This is a genomic window from Nocardia sp. NBC_01730, from assembly GCF_035920445.1.
Lineage (GTDB): Bacteria > Actinomycetota > Actinomycetes > Mycobacteriales > Mycobacteriaceae > Nocardia.
In genome coordinates this window covers 4,792,405-4,810,481 of the sequence record NZ_CP109162.1, presented here as the reverse complement: position 1 = coordinate 4,810,481, position 18,077 = coordinate 4,792,405, and the positions used below count along the sequence as shown (strand labels likewise).

At 63.4% G+C, this 18,077-nt stretch carries 22 protein-coding genes and 1 pseudogene; 15 read left to right on the top strand and 8 right to left on the bottom strand.

All coding sequences use genetic code 11. The features are described 5' to 3' along the window. The first annotated feature begins 26 nt into the window (after positions 1 to 26). From OHB12_RS19525 to ychF, 3 genes are all read left to right on the top strand, one after another. Complete coding sequence (locus OHB12_RS19525) at positions 27 to 608, top strand: TetR/AcrR family transcriptional regulator (protein ID WP_327110036.1); 582 nt, start codon at positions 27 to 29, stop codon at positions 606 to 608. A gap of 12 nt (positions 609 to 620) precedes the next feature. Continuing rightward, the gene (locus OHB12_RS19520) at positions 621 to 917 is read left to right on the top strand and encodes a zinc-binding dehydrogenase (RefSeq protein WP_327121257.1); all 297 of its coding nucleotides are present in this window, start codon (positions 621 to 623) and stop codon (positions 915 to 917) included. Between the two features lie 146 nt (positions 918 to 1,063). Then, complete coding sequence (gene ychF / locus OHB12_RS19515; protein ID WP_327110035.1) at positions 1,064 to 2,143, top strand: redox-regulated ATPase YchF; 1,080 nt, start codon at positions 1,064 to 1,066, stop codon at positions 2,141 to 2,143. 57 nt (positions 2,144 to 2,200) lie between these two features. On the opposite strand, the gene OHB12_RS19510 is transcribed toward ychF, so the two are convergent. Then, a complete protein-coding gene (locus OHB12_RS19510; RefSeq protein WP_327110034.1) occupies positions 2,201 to 2,752 on the bottom strand; it encodes a winged helix-turn-helix transcriptional regulator in 552 nt (183 codons plus the stop codon). 86 nt (positions 2,753 to 2,838) lie between these two features. Here OHB12_RS19510 and OHB12_RS19505 point away from each other — a divergent pair, with 86 nt between their 5' ends. The 3 genes from OHB12_RS19505 to OHB12_RS19495 all read left to right on the top strand — a co-directional run bounded on the left by OHB12_RS19505 (position 2,839) and on the right by OHB12_RS19495 (position 4,236). Beyond that, on the top strand, positions 2,839 to 3,483 hold the full coding sequence (locus tag OHB12_RS19505; protein WP_327121255.1) for a dihydrofolate reductase family protein: 645 nt from the start codon (positions 2,839 to 2,841) through the stop codon (positions 3,481 to 3,483). Positions 3,484 to 3,607: 124 nt separating this feature from the next. Next, positions 3,608 to 3,826: a type II toxin-antitoxin system VapB family antitoxin gene (locus OHB12_RS19500; RefSeq protein ID WP_327110033.1), complete on the top strand. Its 219-nt coding sequence runs from the start codon at positions 3,608 to 3,610 to the stop codon at positions 3,824 to 3,826. Continuing rightward, the gene (locus OHB12_RS19495) at positions 3,823 to 4,236 is read left to right on the top strand and encodes a PIN domain-containing protein (protein ID WP_327110032.1); all 414 of its coding nucleotides are present in this window, start codon (positions 3,823 to 3,825) and stop codon (positions 4,234 to 4,236) included. Before OHB12_RS19500 ends, OHB12_RS19495 begins: the two co-directional genes overlap by 4 nt. Positions 4,237 to 4,396: 160 nt before the next feature. On the opposite strand, the gene drt4 is transcribed toward OHB12_RS19495, so the two are convergent. From drt4 to OHB12_RS19475, 4 genes are all read right to left on the bottom strand, one after another. Continuing rightward, positions 4,397 to 5,923 carry an antiviral reverse transcriptase Drt4 gene (drt4, locus tag OHB12_RS19490; RefSeq protein ID WP_327110031.1) on the bottom strand — a complete coding sequence of 509 codons (1,527 nt, stop codon included), beginning with the start codon at positions 5,921 to 5,923 and terminating at the stop codon, positions 4,397 to 4,399. 81 nt (positions 5,924 to 6,004) lie between these two features. Next, positions 6,005 to 7,261 (bottom strand): helix-turn-helix domain-containing protein, encoded by a 1,257-nt coding sequence (locus tag OHB12_RS19485; protein WP_327110030.1) that lies wholly within the window; start codon positions 7,259 to 7,261, stop codon positions 6,005 to 6,007. Between the two features lie 289 nt (positions 7,262 to 7,550). Further along, positions 7,551 to 7,880 (bottom strand): divalent-cation tolerance protein CutA, encoded by a 330-nt coding sequence (gene cutA / locus OHB12_RS19480; RefSeq protein WP_327110029.1) that lies wholly within the window; start codon positions 7,878 to 7,880, stop codon positions 7,551 to 7,553. Then, entirely contained in the window at positions 7,856 to 8,494 is a 639-nt protein-coding gene (locus OHB12_RS19475) for a helix-turn-helix transcriptional regulator (protein ID WP_327110028.1), read from the bottom strand. Before OHB12_RS19475 ends, cutA begins: the two co-directional genes overlap by 25 nt. A 95-nt stretch (positions 8,495 to 8,589) precedes the next feature. On the opposite strand from OHB12_RS19475, the gene OHB12_RS19470 reads away from it, so the two are divergent. Both OHB12_RS19470 and OHB12_RS19465 read left to right on the top strand, forming a co-directional pair. After that, a complete protein-coding gene (locus OHB12_RS19470; RefSeq protein WP_327110027.1) occupies positions 8,590 to 8,787 on the top strand; it encodes a hypothetical protein in 198 nt (65 codons plus the stop codon). Between the two features lie 41 nt (positions 8,788 to 8,828). Continuing rightward, positions 8,829 to 9,263 (top strand): hypothetical protein, encoded by a 435-nt coding sequence (locus OHB12_RS19465; RefSeq protein ID WP_327110026.1) that lies wholly within the window; start codon positions 8,829 to 8,831, stop codon positions 9,261 to 9,263. A 179-nt stretch (positions 9,264 to 9,442) separates the two neighbouring features. Here OHB12_RS19465 and OHB12_RS19460 read toward each other — a convergent pair whose 3' ends face one another. Together OHB12_RS19460 and OHB12_RS19455 are read right to left on the bottom strand one after the other, a co-directional pair. After that, the gene (locus OHB12_RS19460) at positions 9,443 to 9,934 is read right to left on the bottom strand and encodes a nuclear transport factor 2 family protein (protein ID WP_327110025.1); all 492 of its coding nucleotides are present in this window, start codon (positions 9,932 to 9,934) and stop codon (positions 9,443 to 9,445) included. 10 nt (positions 9,935 to 9,944) lie between these two features. Next, entirely contained in the window at positions 9,945 to 10,532 is a 588-nt protein-coding gene (locus OHB12_RS19455) for an NADPH-dependent FMN reductase (RefSeq protein WP_327110024.1), read from the bottom strand. Positions 10,533 to 10,666: 134 nt separating this feature from the next. Here OHB12_RS19455 and sigJ point away from each other — a divergent pair, with 134 nt between their 5' ends. Next, the gene (sigJ, locus tag OHB12_RS19450) at positions 10,667 to 11,557 is read left to right on the top strand and encodes an RNA polymerase sigma factor SigJ (RefSeq protein ID WP_327110023.1); all 891 of its coding nucleotides are present in this window, start codon (positions 10,667 to 10,669) and stop codon (positions 11,555 to 11,557) included. Between the two features lie 340 nt (positions 11,558 to 11,897). Here sigJ and OHB12_RS19445 read toward each other — a convergent pair whose 3' ends face one another. Further along, complete coding sequence (locus OHB12_RS19445) at positions 11,898 to 12,302, bottom strand: hypothetical protein (protein ID WP_327110022.1); 405 nt, start codon at positions 12,300 to 12,302, stop codon at positions 11,898 to 11,900. A 384-nt stretch (positions 12,303 to 12,686) separates the two neighbouring features. Between OHB12_RS19445 and OHB12_RS19440 the strand changes: the two are divergent. The 6 genes and pseudogenes from OHB12_RS19440 to OHB12_RS19415 all read left to right on the top strand — a co-directional run. Further along, positions 12,687 to 12,812 (top strand): annotated as a pseudogene (locus OHB12_RS19440) (redox-regulated ATPase YchF); the annotation flags it as partial. A gap of 212 nt (positions 12,813 to 13,024) precedes the next feature. Next, positions 13,025 to 13,213: a hypothetical protein gene (locus OHB12_RS19435; protein WP_327110021.1), complete on the top strand. Its 189-nt coding sequence runs from the start codon at positions 13,025 to 13,027 to the stop codon at positions 13,211 to 13,213. A gap of 81 nt (positions 13,214 to 13,294) precedes the next feature. Continuing rightward, the gene (locus tag OHB12_RS19430) at positions 13,295 to 13,573 is read left to right on the top strand and encodes a hypothetical protein (protein ID WP_327110020.1); all 279 of its coding nucleotides are present in this window, start codon (positions 13,295 to 13,297) and stop codon (positions 13,571 to 13,573) included. A gap of 81 nt (positions 13,574 to 13,654) precedes the next feature. Further along, positions 13,655 to 14,611: an alpha/beta fold hydrolase gene (locus OHB12_RS19425; RefSeq protein ID WP_327110019.1), complete on the top strand. Its 957-nt coding sequence runs from the start codon at positions 13,655 to 13,657 to the stop codon at positions 14,609 to 14,611. Positions 14,612 to 14,885: 274 nt separating this feature from the next. After that, positions 14,886 to 16,703, top strand: coding sequence for a hypothetical protein (locus OHB12_RS19420; protein WP_327110018.1), 1,818 nt, complete (start codon positions 14,886 to 14,888; stop codon positions 16,701 to 16,703). Between the two features lie 210 nt (positions 16,704 to 16,913). Further along, the gene (locus OHB12_RS19415; protein WP_327110017.1) at positions 16,914 to 18,056 is read left to right on the top strand and encodes a N(5)-(carboxyethyl)ornithine synthase; all 1,143 of its coding nucleotides are present in this window, start codon (positions 16,914 to 16,916) and stop codon (positions 18,054 to 18,056) included. Positions 18,057 to 18,077: the final 21 nt, after the last annotated feature.

Here is an 18,077-nt window from a genome sequence, read left to right as displayed (position 1 = left end):
ACTAACCTGTCAACCAGGAGTTCGACATGGGAACACGCGATCGGATCCTCGACGCGGCGGCGGAGATCATGCGCAACCGTGGTGTGGTCCAAGCCACGACGAAGGAGATCGCCAAGGCCGCCGGGTTTTCCGAGGCGGCGCTGTACAAGCACTTCAGTGATAAGGAGGACATCATCCTCAACGTCCTCCGGCATCGGATGCCCAGTCCGGCGGGCGCCCCGCCCCGGCCAGGGGCGTCCACCGTGGAGGGAAATCTCGCGGCCATGGCCCGCGACGCGCTGAGCTTTTACCAGCAGTCGCTCCCGTTGCTCGGTGGCCTGCTCGCGCAGCCGCAACGTATGGCAGCCCACCGTGATTCGATGCGCCGCCACGGGGCGGGACCCGGTCACGCCATCGCGGGTATCGCCGAATACCTGCGTGCCGAGCGGGAACTCGGCCGCATCGCTTCCGACGTCGACGTAACCGCGGCGGCGTCCTTGCTCGACGGGACCTGCTTCCATCAAGCGTTTCTGCGGTACTACCAGTCCGGTCCGGACGCGACACCGGCATCGGATGAGCTCGCTCGCAGTTTGACGAGGACTCTGGTTCGTGGTCTCGGTTCGAGCTGACGCACGCCGGCGATCGCGGCCCTGGCTCCCGGTGGACGTCTCGTCGCCTACAGCTCCGGCGGTGGAACCATCCAGGCATACGACCTGCTTGTCGGCGCCAAATCGGTGATCGGCTTCCAGATGGCCCGCATCGCGCAGGGACGGCCCGCCGTGTACGAGCAGTGGCGTCAGGAGCTGTGGCAGTACTTCGCGTCGGGCCAGTTGCGCCCTGTCGTGCACGCGGAGTTCGCGTTGGAAGACGCGGCGGAGGCACACGCTGTTATCGAGGGCCGGGGCAACCTCGGCAAAGTCGTTCTGATCCCTGGATAGGGCCGTTTGTTTGCGGCTCCGGAACGGCGATCCGCGTGTGGGCGCGTGCGTCGGGTTGATACCGCGGTCGCTTCGCATCGGTACAGCGGTCGCTTCGGGCGGGCGCAGGGTGGAGCGGCCCGCATGCCGCGTAGACTCTCTTCCTCGTGAGTCTCACCCTCGGAATCGTCGGCCTGCCCAACGTCGGAAAGTCGACGCTGTTCAACGCGTTGACCAAGAACGACGTGCTCGCCGCGAACTACCCGTTCGCGACTATCGAGCCGAACGTCGGCGTGGTCCCGCTGCCTGATCCGCGGCTGAACCAGCTGGCCGAGATCTTCGGTTCCGAGCGCATCGTGCCCGCGACCGTGTCGTTCGTCGACATCGCCGGCATCGTGAAGGGCGCCTCGGAGGGTGCCGGCCTTGGCAACAAGTTCCTCGCCAACATTCGTGAGGCCGACGCCATCTGCCAGGTGGTGCGTGTGTTCGCCGACGATGACGTGGTGCACGTCGACGGCCGTGTGGACCCCTCCGCCGACATCGAGGTGATCGAGACCGAGCTCATTCTCGCCGATCTGCAGACCCTGGAGAAGGCGGTCGTGCGGCTGGAGAAGGAAGCCAAGGTCAAGAAGGACCGCAAGCCCGTCGCCGACGCCGCCAAGGCGGCGCAGGAGATCCTCGACAGCGGCACCACCTTGTTCGCCGCGGCCGACAAGGTGGATACCGAACTGTTGAAAGAACTTTCGCTGCTCACCACCAAGCCCTTCCTTTATGTCTTCAACGCCGACGAGTCGGTGCTTACCGACGAGGTGAAGGTTGCGCAGCTGAAAGCGTCTGTGGCTCCGGCTGATTCGGTGTTCCTCGATGCCAAGGTGGAAGCCGAGCTGCTCGAACTGGATGAGGAGTCGGCCATCGAACTGCTGGAATCCATCGGTCAAGCGGAGCCGGGCCTGCATGCCCTGGCCCGCGCGGGTTTCCACACCCTGGGCTTGCAGACCTACCTCACCGCGGGCCCGAAAGAGTCGCGCGCCTGGACCATTCACCAGGGCGACACCGCACCCAAGGCTGCCGGGGTCATCCACACCGACTTCGAACGGGGATTCATCAAGGCGGAGGTCGTGGCCTTCGACGACTTGGTTGCGGCGGGATCGATGGCCGCTGCCAAGGCAGCGGGCAAGGTCCGGATGGAGGGCAAGGACTACGTCATGCACGACGGCGACGTCGTCGAATTCCGCTTCAACGTGTAGTCGCGTTTCGGTTCGACCTCAGGGCCTTCTTACGAAGGCGTCGGGACGCCCGAACGTTCAGACGTCGGCGTTCGAGGTTGCTGGTTCGGGCGCGTCGCTGCCACTGGACCATGCCCCCGCTCTCTCTGTGGCGGCCTCGAACGCGTGCTGCAGTCGTTCGGACGCAAGGGGGCGTTCGGGGGCGGGTCGCGGAATGCCGAGGTGAATCTCGCGGAGGTCGTCGATGAGGTCGTCGACGAGGTCGGGGGACTCGGCCAGGATGCGAGCGCGCACGCTCAATGCGTGTGACGTGGCTCGATGATGCATGCCCCAGGTCCCGAGGGCCACCATCACCGGAACCGTCTGAATCCCTGCCTCGGTGAGTGAATACGCCGCCCGCTGCCCCCGCGTCGCATCGTCACGAGACAGCAGGCCATCCTCGACCAGATTTCGGAGGCGGTTGGCGAGGATGTTCGACGCGATGCCTTCGTCGTTGCGCGTCAGGAGCTCGCGGAAGTGTCGGCGACCGCCGAAAACGATGTCGCGAAGCACGATGAGGCTCCAGGCGTCGCCCAGCACCTCGACCGCCGCATTGATCGCGCACCCTGATCGGGGCTGTTCTCTCGCCATCCGACCTCCAAAGTGATTGCAGATAGAAATCACTCTACGCTAGGATGCGAGTGATTTCATTTTGCAACCACCTGTTTGGAGCCATTATGTCGCGTACGCGAGTCCACAACCTCTTCGTCTCCTCGGACGGGTATGCCGCCGGTGATCACGTGACGCTCGAAGCGCCGATCGGCGGAGCGGGGGCGCTCTTCGGCAAGTTCGACGGACGTGTCATCCACGGCATTCACGGAATCGACGAACCGGTGACCGTGGACCGCGCCATGTTCAGTATGTGGGGCCAGGGTGTCGGGGCGGAGATCATGGGTCGTCGCAAGTTCGGCCCGCAGGCGGGCGAATGGCCGGACGACGGCTGGACGGGATGGTGGGGAGATGCGCCGCCCTTCCGCACCCCGGTCTTTGTTCTGACCCATTTCCCGCACGAAGCACTCGAGTTCGGCAACGGCACCAGTTTCCACTTCGTGGATGCCTCGCCACAGGAGGCGCTTCGCTTGGCGCAAGATGCAGCCGCGGGGTTGGACGTCCGGATCGGCGGCGGGCCGTCCACCGTGCGTGAGTTCCTCCAGGCCGATCTCATTGATTTTCTGCACGTGTCGATCATTCCGATCGTGCTCGGTGCTGGTGTTCGGATCTGGGATCACCTCACTGGCTTGGAAGAGCGATTCAGTGTTGAGTCCATCAGCACATCCAGCGGTCTGACGCATCAGCTGTGGAACAGGAACCGCAGCGAGTGAGAGCGCGGTGGCTCGGGTCGGTGGCTTGGTCCCCATGCTCGAGCCGGAGTCCCGGTACGGCTGGGGTGGCCCCGTGACGCCGCCCGATATATAATCAGACATATAACAAACGGGAGGGGTAGTCATGGCAGTCACCAGCGTCGACCTGGATCCGCAGCTCATCGAGCGTGCCCGAGCGCTCACGGGCGAGCGATCGAACCGAGCCGTCCTCGACCTCGCGTTGCGCCGGCTTATCGCCTCGAAGCAGAAGGGCGCGATGATCGACGGTATCGCGGGACTGACCGACCTCGACAACGAGCTAGGCGCGCCAGTGGTCTCTCCGGGCGAGTCCCAGTCCTCGTGACCGACTACCTGGTCGACAACTCGGTCTGGGCGAGGCTGGCCACTGGGGACCCGGGTATCACTGCGCGCCTGCGGCGTATCGAGCGAGCACCGGCCGACCTGTTCGTCACCTGCCCGCCGCAGGTGCTCGAGTTCTGCCACAGTGCCTGGACGCCCGTAGAGCACGCGAACTACCGAGAGCAGATCTCCCTCGGATTCCCGCTCGAGCACGCACCCGACGAATCGCTTGTGCTCGATATCCAGGCAGCACTCTGGAACGAGGGGCTCGTCAGGGCGGCTGGCTCGCACGACATCCTCATCGCCGGGTATGCCATCGTGAACGATGCGACCGTGCTTGCCGCGGACCACGACTTCGAGCACATCGCGAGGGTGTCCGACCTGCAGTGCGAATACATCGCGCCTTCGCCGTGACGTTGGTTCGCGGCGGAACGCGGTCGAGTTCCGTTTTAATGTATAGCCCTTTTCCATTCCAGCCTGTGGTCCTTCATGAATCAAAGGATGCGTTGGCGACTCCCTTGTGTAGTGTATCGAAAAATACTTTTGCAACCCGCATTTGGCATGTGGGCGGCAACTATTTCACAAACGACACGCTGCGTTCTTTCAGACATTCAAATGCCTCTTGAGCTGCCCGATTTTCTGCAATTTGGCTATATGGATTTGAAATTGTCCCCTGTAGAAATAGTTCGTAATACAAGAGCCAGTCTTGATCTAGGTCATAGCTGACGGGTGAGGTCGCAAGCTTTGTGTTGACGTGGTTCGTCACAGCGTCAGCTGCTTCGGTTTGTCCAGTCTTGTGTAGAAGGACGAGGGGAATACAGTCGCCGGTTTCCATTACGCTATCTATCGAGCTATCTTTCAGGGGGACGCTCTCCTCGCGCATGATGTGAAGAACCCAAGACATTCCGTCGGAACGTCGGAAGCGGGCGTGGCGCCGCAGTAGGGAGTTCAATTCATCTGTATACTGGACACCAGTTGTGTTGCTTTCCCTTATGATATGACTTATCTCAGGTAGCAATCCGGGAGTATGAAACGCGATAGTAAATAGGCAAGGCAGAATTTCGTCCGCTCTACTCTCAAGGTCCTTTGTCCGCAGGACAGCGTCGACTGCGAATTTCAAAACGCTTCCGTCTGGCGTAACTTTTGCCAGTTCCATTGCTTCTTCTAGATATGGCTCCAGTCGAGAAAAATGTGTAGACTGTGGTATTTGAGGGAGCAGTGCACGCATCCAGCCTGGCCGATCAGGAATTGGAAGTTCTTCTACTTTAGTTTTTCCGCCGTTCAGCTTCAAGCCAAAGGATGATAGTGCCTCGGATAGATCCAGTATAAAGTTCTCTGCATCGCGCCGGTCCACCGCATAGAATTTGTAGTCATCGACAAATCGCGTATAATTATAGCCCTTTGTCTCTAAAATTTTGTCGACTGCCGTAAGAACGATGTCGGAGCCTATGGCTGATGTACCAGGCCCTACGTGAAGCCCTACAGTCTCGCCTCGATTGCAGTCGCGAAACCGCATATCCAATTCATTGTACCAAGTGCTGGGTGACCGGTTCTTTTTGGCAATGGAATGTCCTGCGATGGCCCAAGGTATGGAATGTGTATAGAATCCGGGATAGAAATTCGCAACGTCTGCGGATACGCGGTATTCTGCTCCGAATCGTGCCCACTTCATTCCGATTTTATTGTGAGCCCACTGTCTGCCGTAGTTCATAGCGATCAATCGACCATCGCCGTGGTAGGCGGGTCGAAACTGGCTCTTCTGATTGGTGGCCACGTATCGCAGGTTTGTCCAGTTGTCTGCGATAGTATTGACAAGCCGTGCATATGGTAGCGGGTGTGGTATAGAAAGCCTCCTGGCTACAAGATTGAATCTAGTGGCTTCGTAACTGACTGCATCGTAATCTTTTCTGATGCCTTTTGAAGTCGAACACTGCTGGATCAGTTCATTTGCTACATCGGCCGTGAAATCGGTAGAAACAATCGACGGCGGTAATTCATCGCGGCGTTTTGCGATCGAAGGAAAGTAGTTATGCTTCAGGAGGCCATCGCGAACCTGTGGTGCATTAGGTACATTGAACAACAGGTTGCCGAGTTTCACCATTAAAAATTCACAGTTCCTTTGGTAAATTTTGAGGATTAGGCATCTATTGCTTCAAAAATATGTGGTCGACCCCAGAATCCTTTACAGCTTGGGAACCGTCGACGGGTCGGTGTCGGCGAAGAGTTCTGGTGCCGTAGCCCGAATCTTACTGAATGACTTGGTTGTTCGTGCCGAGTCGACGCGATGGAGGATCGGGAGCGCAGACCGCCAGATCGCGACTGCGGCGTCGTGGTTGCCCATTCTCCAGCGGATGAGACCGGTCTCGGCTGCGGTTAGCGCGAACACCCGCGCATGAGTGTGGGGGTCCCAGATGGAAGTTCCAAGCTGGTAGTGGTTCTCGGCATCCCGGAGTTCGCTGAGGGCCTGAAACGTCTTGGCTGTCTGGTCGATTACGGTGGCCTTGTTCGGGCACCACATCGCCACCCACCGCGGTGGTGGCTCGTCCATCTCCGCGTGGATGTGTGGCTCGGCGCGGCGTAATGCTGCGTGAGCGGCGCGCGCGTCGCCGTTCTCCGCATGACATCGCGCCACGGCAACGGTGAACAGTGCCATCACGTCCGGGCCGATTTTGCTGCGTGCGCGACGCTCGGCCTGTTCGGCCAGCGCCACGCTGAATTTGTTCTGCTGGATGTCCGTGCCTTGCAGGGCAAGGATCCGGAACACGAACGCGTCGTGACCGGGCATCCCGCTGTCCTCGGCCAACCGCAGCGCCGCGAGAAAATATCGCTGCGCGATCCCGTCCTGGCCTGCGTCATGGGCTTTGAAGCCAGCGAGATAGGCGAGTTCTGCCGCAGCGCTGAAGGCGTGCATACGCGTGTTGCTGTCGGGGAACCGAGCGTTCAGCAAGGCAGCCACGTCCGTTCCCAGGAACTCGGCAACCGCGGTCCGGCCGATACCTCCCCCTCGCGACTCGTCGAGCTTAACGAACGCATCTGTCACTGCTTGGACGGCGCGAACCTCACGCATGTCGGCGCGGCGACCGGATTCGACACTGGCCAGTCGGGCGAGCTCACCGGCGCCGAGAAGACCGGTCGCGCTCAACGCCGCAGAGTAGGTGGCGTTGCGTAAGAAGCTGCGACGGTCCACGTCGGCTCTCCCGAGGATCGATATCGCGGTCACGGAATCAGCGAACTTTCCACACTCACGTTCGTACCACTCGATCACATCGGCTGGCGGAGTTCTCGCACCAGTTTCGTAGTGGCCCAGCGCGGCACGACTGTAGGGAACCTTGCTGGCGAGGCCGGACAGGGACAAGCCCGCGGCTTCCCGCGCTTCCCTCAGACGTGCGCCGAGTACCGCCGGTTGGTCGATCGAGTGGACGCCCCCGCTTCCCGTCATGGCGTCATCGTAGGCGGATGTAGACAGCTGTAGACGGAAAATCATGACTAAAAAGTCATGAACAAGACCAGGCTATGAATCGTCAACGCTCGACGCTGGCGCTGCGGTGCCCAAGCAGTTTTCTCCGGAGGTATAGATGGACATAGCCATATGGTCAAGTGCGGTAATCGCCGCGTGCGGGTTGGTTGTCGCGGCGCTAGGAACATGTAGATCTGTGCCTGCACGAGGGCCTAGCGTCTACGACATCAAGCGCAGGCTCGCGGACGAGTCCCGAACTGTGCGAGGTAGGTCAGCCAGCCGTTTCGGTCAGCACCCAATCTCGGTAGCCGGGATGGGCGACCACGATCGGAACAGCGAGAACCTGCGGGGTGTCGTAGGGGTGCTCGACATCGGCGCGAGCGATGATCTCCCGGACGTGCGAGCGCCGCGTATGCAGTGTGACCAGGGCTTCGGTGTCGTCCTCGATTGCATTGTCCCATCGGTAAATAGACCTGATCGATGGGTGGATGTTTCCGCACGCCGCGAGCCGATCGGTGACCAGCTTGCGTGTGAACTCCGCCAGCCATTCGGCATCGGCGGCGGTGATGCTGACGCTTACGAGTTCGTCGTCGACGGCCATGACTTCAACGCTCCCTCTATTCGTATCAACTCCGAGATCAGTTGCTCCACTTGGGATTTCTCCCGCGCGATCGCGCCCCAACCACGGACCACAATCCCCTCGTACGACAGCCCGGTCCACGAGCCGAGGGCGTGCGTGCCGTGAGGATGCAACGCGAAATAGATCGTGCCCTTCGATCGAGTCGCGCCCTCGGTGGCGGAGTACCAACCCATCAGCGATTCGTTGTCCCACAACCGCAGCTCGCCCCGCCACTCGTAGCTGCCATCCGCGACCGGCCGGGCTCGGGAGCCGTCGAGAAGCAGGTAGTCGCCCTCGTGTCGAACGGTCAGAGGGTGGACGTCGATGCGCTCCACACCGTCTTTCCAGGTTTGCCAGGCTGCCCACCAGTCACCGGCCAGATCCAGGGAGGTTTCCGCGACACCGGCCAACGCGGCAAGAGAGATTTGCAGTGCTGCGGCCAAACGTATCGCCACCGGCAGCGTCGGCGATTGCTCGTCAGCTTCATAACGCGCGATCTGGCGGACGCTCACCTCGGCGGCCTCAGCGAGATCGGGCTGCGACAACCCGAGGAGCTCGCGTCGCTGCTGGATGACCTTTCCGGTGCTGGCACTCATCTACTCGCCTCCATATCGAGCCCATGGTATCCAGTTGCGCCCAATCAGTCCGTGGGAAGACCTTTGGGTCGTGTGAGCGCTGTACGGGGGGTGGTATGAATTTTCCGAGGTCCGCCGGTGTGCCTTCCTTCGCCGACGAATGGCGCACTATGCACGCCGACTGCGCCGCTGAGACGCCACCCACTTCCCTCGAGGAAGCCCGCTTCGTACTCGACCTCCACGCTAGCGACGGCCCTCGATGTCTCCAGTACCTGGTCGCCGCGGCCTACAGCTTCGGCTACGACGACGAGTAGGTGCGGTGATTCCCCGATTCTCCTCCGTTGAAGGTGCCATTGTGCGCGCGAGTGTGCCAGGTTGGCGCGAAGTCATTGCCGCGTTCCGCGGGGAAAATGGTTATCGGCCCGGTGATCACTTGATTGCGCGCTGGGCGAAGGACCTTGCGCACCTACATCGTGTACGGCATATCGACATCGCGAGAACCGGCGACATCGACCGTCGCAGAGGCGAGCTCGTCACCCTGATCGACAATTGGGTGACCAGCCACGTCGCGTCGTCGGATGCTTTCGGTCGTGCCGTGGATGAGCTGGCGGCGGCGCATGTCGCTGCTGAAATCCTCATCCACACCCGTGACGCCGTGCCGCAGAACGTCATGCACGACGCATGGTTCACGGTCGGCATGCTCGCTGTCGCGTGGGTGGATCTGGTCGCTGAAGTAGTCGACGGTCAGCCGCCTGTCCCGTGGACTTTGAACCCCAACGCGTCGACCTGAGCTGTCGGAATCCGGGGCGGAGCGGTCGCTGCGAACCTGGCTTATCTCCCACAGTCGAACACGAATGCGCCTGCTGGTGAATTCCGATGTCGGGACCTTGTTCACGCTGACGAGACCGCGGGACTCGATGCCGCCCACGGGGCTGCTTGGGTTACGGCGGCCCAGTGGGCAGCGCATGGTCACCCGGGTAGCTGCACAGCGGATACGTGCACACCCAGTCCGTTCTCTCCCGGCGGCGAGCCCGGTAGCGGCGAGCTGTCGAGGTATCGGATCTCGTAGACCCGTTCGGTGAACTTCCAGCCGTCGGCTGTTCGTCGGTAGCGATCGTGGTAGATCGCATAGTTCAAATGCGAACTTCCGCTTTTCAACCGGCCGAGTTCACAGATGTGGGCGCGGCCGGTGGCGGTGTCGCCGTCGATTTCGATCGCGCCGGGATGGGTGTGCTGAACGAAATAGTCCCAGGCGTCTTGCATCAGCCGCATTTTGGTCTGGAGTTCGGTGCGGCCGGCGAGTTCGATACCTGCGTCGGGGATGCGTAGTACCGCGTCGTCGGTGAACAGTGATGCCAGGCGGTCGAAGTCGCGCATCATCACCGCGTCGGTGAATTCGCCGCGTAGCGCTTCGATCTCGACACGGTCGGCAAGTGACCGAAAGTCGTGTGGTGTCAGCATGATCGGCTCCTCAGGAATTGATGAGAGTGGTTTCGGCGGCGGCCTGCCGTAGCGGCGCGAGTGCGGCGCTCCACGCGACGACCTGATCCAGCAACGTGTTCAGGGCTGTGGCGTGGCGGTCGCCCGGTTGGAAGGCGGTGTAGTTCTCGAAATCGGTGAGCACCGAGATGACGACCTGGGCGCTCACATCGGCCATGCACAGGGCACTGCAAACCAGCCGCAGATGCTCCACCGCGCGGACGCCGCCACCCGCGCCGTAGGAGACGAATCCGACCGCCTTGTCGGCCCACTGCGCGAACAGGTGGTCGATGGCGTTCTTCAACACTCCGGGGGCCGAGTGGTTGTACTCAGGGGTCACCATCACAAACCCGTCGAACGGGGCGATCCGCTCGGCCCAGGCGCGGGTGTGCTCATGTACGGAAGGGCCGAACATCGGCGCCACCGGCTCGTCGAAGTGCGGTAGCGGGTGGTCGCGCAGGTCGATCAGTTCGAACTCGGCGTCGCCGCGCCGCGATGCCGTATCCAGAACCCACCGGGCGACCTGCTGACCGTTGCGGTTGGGCCGGGTACTGCCGAGAATGATGCCGATTCTGATCATGTCCGGAACTCCTGCTCTGCTGAAAGTGTCACGACCTTCCGACGACGCAGCCGGCCGGAATGTCAGGCCGTCTCACAGTTCGGGTCGCTGTTTCGTCAATTAGGTGAGGGCCGCATCGACCGAAGGAGCCGACCATGACCGAACCGCACCTGCGCTCGGTGATCAGCGAACGCCGTCAGCTGATCAATCTCGCCTACCGGCTGCTCGGCTCGCTGGCCGAAGCCGAGGATGCGGTGCAGGAGACCTACGCACGCTGGTACGCCTTATCCGAGCGGCAGCGGCAGGATGTGGCAGCGCCCGGCGCTTGGCTGACGACCGTCGCCGGCCGCATCTGCCTCGATCTGCTCGGGTCGGCGCGAGCCAGGCGGGAACGGTACGTCGGCGAATGGATACCGGAGCCGGTACCCGACCGTTCCGAATGGCTCGGTGGTCCCGCCCCCGCCGATCCCGCCGACCGGGTCACCCTCGACGAGTCGATCAGTATGGCCTTCCTCGTCGTGCTTGATTCCATGACGCCGGCCGAGCGGGTGGCGTTTGTCCTGCACGACGTCTTCCGCTACTCCTTCGCCGAGGTCGCCGACATCGTCGGGCGCACCCCCGCGGCCTGCCGCCAGCTCGCTTCCTGTGCCCGCCGCCGCATCGCTACATCGCAGCACCCGCCGAGCACCCAGCGCGCCGAGGTGGTGAGGGACTTCAAACGGGCCTGGGAGACGCGGGATATCGAGGCACTGATCGGTTTGCTCGATCCGCGGGCGACCGCGACCGCCGACAGCGGCGGTCTGGCTCCGGCTTTCCGCCGCCCGATCACCGGCGGCGAGCAGATCGCCCGCGCCTGGATCGAAATCGCCGCCCGAGCCCCCGAGGTGACGCTGCTCGAGCGCACGGTAAACGGCCAACCCGGCCTGGTGGCGCAGCTCGCCGACACCATCGTGTCGGTCTACGCCTTCGACATCGCCGACGGCCGGATCACTCGCATCTGGGCGATCCGCAATCCGGAGAAACTACGGCCATGGAAAGCCAACTGATCTGCGGTGATCACCCGACGGCGAGGAACGACGATGTTTGGTCGGACCGCCTTTTCTTTATGTCTTCGACGCCGATGAGTCGGCGCTCGAACAGCCATCCTGCGATCAACAGCGAGGATGCCGCACGATCACCCCAATGCTCGGGAAGAGCTGCGGCATACACATGGAATACTCACCCTTGCGCCTTTCGGTGGGAGCAGGGGTGAGTATTCCACTGGGCGAACGAGTGAGCATCGGAATCCGCTCGCGAGGCGTGGGCGTCAGGCCACGGCGTTGCGAAATAGACGGGACCAGCTGCCCACGTCGAGATCAGCCCCGATCCATCGGGTGGGTATGTCATTCAGCCGCAGTGCACTCGGAATACCTGCGACTGGTCGTCACCGATGAGGCCGCCCCAGTCGATGCATTCGCCCTTTGCGTCGACCTTCACCGGACCCGCGAACTCGGTGTATTTGGCGTCGTCGACGACTACGTCGGTACTAACCCCTGACCGCCGCAGCCCGGCGCCCATCCGCACGGGTTTCCCTGGCTGGTCTCGGACGGTGACAACGCAGTTCGTCTTACCGTTGTAGGTGAGGAAGGCGGTGGCGCCGTCGAGGTCGCGCGAGTCGATCACGGCATATCCCTTGCCGCACTGCCCACCGTAGGTTGCCGCGGACGCGGTCGCGGGCAGGAATACCGCCATCCCGGCAGTGATTCCGATTACGCTCGCACACACGGCAACTGTCTTCTTGGCGTTGATCATGTAGAAACCTCTTCTTCTTGACGTGCAGTCTTGCGTTACGCGGGTAGCGCAAGATCTTCGAACGACGCTCGACGCTATTGACACAACGTCTATGCCGTATCCCTACTGCTGAGGGCTTATCAGGAGACACGTGACGCACCGCAAGATGGTTCACGCTGTTTTGAGATTCCCTCGTTTCCCCTGGCCGTACGTGGAAGTCGCAGACGACCGCAACCGACTCGCACCGCCCGGAAGTGATTCCATCTGCGTCAGAATCCAGTCATGTGAGCGGTCGCAACTGTCGGGCGAGGGGACTCGAACGTGTCATTCCAGCAGCACGCGTGGATGAGTCGGCGGCTGGAGAAGCAAGCCGAGGTCAAGAAGGACCGCAAGTCCGTCGCCGACGACGAGTCGGTGCTCACCGACGAGGCGGAGGTCGCGGCACTGAAAGCCTCCATAGCACCGGCCGATTCGGTGTTCCTGGATGCCGAGGTGGAAGCCGAGCTGCTCGAACTGGACGAGGAGTCGGCCATATGGCGGGGACCGGTACGTTTCGGGCTTCCCGATGTCGCGCCGTTCGTGCTACCGCTGCTCTGGATGGTGGTCGAACAACTTTCGGACCACGCGACCGGCAACGCGGTCGACGCCGCCACGACCGGGATCGGTACTCGTGTGCGCGCCATGATCGGCAGGCGGCGACCGGCGGATCCGACTGTGTCCCCGGTGGATTCGGAGACGCTGCGGTGCGGTCGGCGCTGTGGTGGACCGCCGCGGTCCTGATCGTGGCGTTGGTCATCTACTGGATCGGGCCGCTGTGGGCTCGACGTACGGTGCTGGGGACGATGCCCGCCCAGATGCGGGCCACGGTCGATGGCCTCGTGGAGATCGCCGGACTCACCTCGGACCCACCGAAGTTCGTTGTCGCGATCTGAGATCTCAGCAGGGATGCTGTCACCATCCGCCGTGCGGGCCGACCGATAATCTGCCTCGGCGCGGGTCTGATCAGGGAGGCATTGGGCAGGGCTGGACAGAGCAGGCAGGAGCGGAAGCCCAACACTTTTCTGGCGGTGGTGCACATCACCGTGACCGCCGGAGTGGCCGAGACCGGACCCGAGCTGCCCCGCAGGGCGGTGTCCGCCGGCGTCGAGCGCATCACCATCCTCGCGTGGATGTCCGCACTGTTGGAGCAGGATCAGCGCCGTGCGTTGAATCGGGTCCATTTCCCGGTCGTGTACGCCATCGGCGAACAGGCCTCACCCTTGGTGGTGTTTTGCTCCCCCTTGGGGGACTGACCCCAGCACTCGGGGGCCTGATACCGGCGACAAATGCGGCGAACAGTTGGACAAGTCACCGCCAGCGAACCGGAGCCTCCGATGTCGATCTCCCGCACAATCGTTACCTTGGCAGAACGTCGTGCCACGGTCTCGACCGAAGACGGTGTCGCACTTGCGGTTCGCGAATACGGCCCACGAAATGCGGACCTCACAGTCGTGCTCTTGCACGGACATTGCCTGCGCACCGAGTCCTGGACTTACGTCCGCGACGCGCTGCTGCGCCGATACGGTGGCGCCAGGGTCGTCTGCTACGACCACCGCGGCCACGGCGACTCCTCCACGGCATCCCGGCAAACCTACAACCTCGAGCAGCTCGGTTACGATCTGCGGGTTGTTGTCGACGCTGTCGCCCCTACCGGGCCGGTCGTCCTCGTCGGCCACTCGATGGGCGGCATGGCCGTGCTGACCTACGCCAGCCAGAACCCGCACGAGATCGGCACTCGCGTCGTCGGCGTCGCACTCATCGCGACCGCTGCGAGCGGGCTTGCCGACGCCGGCTTCGGCCGCCTCCTGCGCAACCCGGTCGTTTCGGTATTCCAGGCGGCTGTCCGATGCGCCCCGGGTGTGATGCACCACATAAAGCTCATGGGCTGCAAGGTCTTCGCCCCGATCATCCGTACCGCCGAATTCGGCGATCGCAAGGTCAGCGCTCGCGTGCTCACCCTTGCCAATGCGATGCACAACGAGACGCCGATCGTGACGATGGCGAGCTTCTTAAGCGCCTTCATGGTCTATGACCAAACAGACGCGCTTGCTGTTCTCTCGAAGATCCCGACGTTGGTGCTGTGCGGCTCCGCCGACCTGATGACGCCGCCGTCGCATTCCGTCGCGATGGCCGCCGCCGTCGAGTACTCGGATTTCGTGATGGTCGAAGGCGCCGGTCACTCGGTGATACTCGAGCAGCCGAGCCGGGTTGCCGAGGCCATCGCTCGCCTGATGACACGAGCAGGCGGTACCGGCAGGGGCAAGGACGCTCACCGCGCACTCATCGCGTAGTCCGCTCGCACTGTCGCGCAGAGGTCTTGGCGGCTGCCGGAACCGGGGCGAGTTCCGCTTCAACGTCTGAGACGCCAACCGTCGCCGACGACTTCTGTTGTCATCGCCGGTTTCGCGGTCGGCGTGCTCTTCTCCGGCGCCGCTGTTCTAATTGAGCGGCATCCTCGGTCGCGGCTGAGGTGGGTTGTTGCGCTCGATGGATAGATGTCGACGGCCGGATGTCGTTCTGGCCCGCTGAGTCTGGAACACTCCTTCGTCGGAAAGGTTCTTGCTGATGATCCGTCGTTTCACGACCCTCGCGTCCGCCGCGGCGCCGCCGGTGGACGATTTGGTGGCCGGTGCGCTGCCGGACCGGGTGCAGATTGCGCATGAGCGGTTGGCGCACCAGGACGATCCAGCGCTGCTGGAAGCGTTGTCGGAGCGTGAGCTCGCCGCCTCCCGCCAGTTGGCCGAGCTCGTGCGTGACCACGAACGTTACGAACACCGGGCACGTATCCAGGCGGCCGCTGATGCCGCGGAACGGGTGCGCCGCACGGCGGCCGCGTTGGCCGAACGCGAAGCCGCGGACCTACTGCGAGCCGCGGAGGCGATCGGGGAGCAGCGACGCAGCAGCAGCCCGCACGCGAAAGTGGCTCGTCTGCACCAGCGCAAACCTCGTGTGCTGGGGCTACTCGCCGGTGTCGTCGCGTTCTCGATGCTGTTCTCCGCGGTCACCGTGCAGCAGAACATCGCGCCGACCGGCGGCGTGACCAACCCGATGTGGTGGTTGTCCTACGGCCTGGAAGCCTTGATCAGCGCGGTACTTGTCGCGCTGATGCTGTCCACCGGCGATACCGCCGAGTGGGGTGTGATCGACAGACTGTGGCAGATCTACACCGTCGAGGGCGTTCTGCTGACAGCGAGCATCGCGCTGAATACCTTCCCCTACTTCAAGGTAGGCGACGCGACCGGTATCGGGATCCACGCGATCGCGCCGATCATGATCGGCGTCGCGCTCGTCACTCACCGGCTCGTCGCCGAGCGATACGGACGCGCGATCGAGCAGGCGACCGCTGCCGTGCCCGACCATGAAGACCTCCAAGCCAGGCTCGCGGCGCTCACACAGGTCGGCGGCGCCGGGAACCAGATCTTGCCGAGCATCCTCACCGCGCAGCCCACGACCGCTCACCGCGTTACGGAGCACCCCGCTGGTGCTACCGAGCACCAGGCCGACGCTACGGAGGTCGCCGCGGATAAGGCTTTCCCGGTGCGGCATTCCGTCGACAATGTGGAGCGCGAACGGCGCGCTCCAGCTGCCACCGCGGAACACCGCACCGCCGAGATCGCGGCGTCCACCGCTGACCCCGCTGCCGCGATGTCCGAGCAGATGATCACCGAGCTGGTGCTGGCCACAACGCCGACCTCAGCGGCCGAGCCGAGCGGCCGGGAAGCGTCTGCAGAGGTTGATGCGGGTGAGGCTCATCTGGATGCGCGGTTGGAGGCGGCGTTGCGGCAGACGCTCGCCCATATACAGATCAGCGGGCAGGCGGCGCCTGCGCCCATCGTGCACTCGGAGCGCTCCGATTCTGTAGAGCGCGAACGCAGTGCGCCTGCTTCCTCAGCGGAGGAAGACGAGCATGTCGTGCCCGCGGAGACAGCAGGGGCGTACCACGAGTCGGTCGCGCGTGGCGTGCTGGAGCCGATCCCCGCGCGCGCGGCCGACGACCGTGCACTGACCGAGCTCGCGACCGATCGCGCACTGATCGCGCGCGAAGCCGATCGCGTGCCACGTTTGGAGCAGGACGCACCGATCGCGGCCGAAGACACGTCACCGATCGCGCGCGAAACCGGAGACTCCACCCGCACCGCGACGGCACCGCACGCGGCCGACCGGCCGGAATCCGCGCACGCGTCCGCGCATCCGATCGTCGATCACGAACCGTCCGAGTGGGGAATCGATCGCGCGCGGATCGTTGCGCACGACTTGGACTACGCCGGCGAGAGTCATGTACCGATCACGGACGACGAGCCTGCCGCGCCCGCCACGGTCTCTCCCGTCTGGCTCACCAACCGCTCGGCGATCGCGCGCGGAAGCACAGCGCGCCGCATGTGAACGAGGAAGCCGTGACCAGTTCGTTCGCGCGGCGGAACCTTCACCGCGTGCCGTGGTACTCGGCAGCCGAGTACCAGTGCCGGGGGCTCGTCGGCCCGTGAATACGGATGTCGATTCGCCACCCCGCCCCGAACACGAATGTCACGCGGATGTTGTACGTGCCCCGGTTGGACTCGCCCGAACACGTTCAGCGATGCGTAGGCTCATTTGGTGAAACAACTAACGATCGGCGTCATCGCAACCTCTCGCAAGGAGGACGAGCATCGGCTGGCGATCCACCCGGCGCACTTCGACCGGATCGACTCGGGTCTTCGCGGCCGTGTTTACCTCGAGCGTGGCTACGGCGACCGATTCGGCTACTCCGATGAGCGGCTGGCGCCGTTGGTCGCCGGGCACCGTACACGCGAGGAGTTGTTCACCGAGTGCGACGTGCTGCTGTTGCCGAAGCCGCTGGCGGAGGACCTCGAGAACCTGCGCCCCGGGCAGGTCGTGTGGGGGTGGCCGCACTGCGTACAGGACGCGCGGGTGACCCAGCTTGCAGTCGATCGCGGCCTGACCCTGATTGCATGGGAGGCGATGAACCACTGGACGAAGGAAGGGAACTTCAGTCTCCACGTCTTCCACAAGAACAACGAGCTGGCCGGCTACTGCTCGGTCCTGCACGCGCTACAGCTGCGGGGTTCCACCGGGGATTATGGCCGGCGGTTGCGGGCGGCCGTTATCAGTTTCGGTGCCACTGCCCGCGGCGCCGTGCGCGCGCTCTCGGCGCTCGGGATCAGTGACGTGACGGTGCTGACACAGCGCAGCGTCTCGGCGGTTGCCTCGCCGTTCGCGTCGGTGCGGATGCGGCAGTTCGAGCGCGACCCGGGAAACCCGAGCCGAACCCTCGCCCTGAAGGCGCCGGAACCGGGACCACTGGCGGAGATGCTGGCCCAATACGACGTGGTCGTCAACTGTATTCTGCAGGACACCGAGGAGCCGCTGCTGTTCGTAATGGACGAGGATCTACACCTGTTCCCACGCGGAACGCTGTTCGTCGACGTCTCCTGTGACGAGGGAATGGGCTTCGAGTGGGCTCGTCCGACGTCGTTCGCGGACCCGATGTTCACTGTCGGCGACGACCTGTACCACTACGGCGTCGACCACAGCCCTTCATACCTGTGGAACTCCGCCACCTGGGAGAATTCTGAGGCGCTGCTGGAGTACCTGCCGATCGTGATGGCCGGCCCCGACGCCTGGGACGGCAGTGCGACGGTTCGGCGCGCGATCGAGATCCGCGAGGGCCGCGTCCAGAACCCGCGGATCCTGTCGTTCCAGGGCCGCGCCGCGGCCTACCCGTACGCCGTCGTCTGATCGGACGTGTAGGACTGCGGT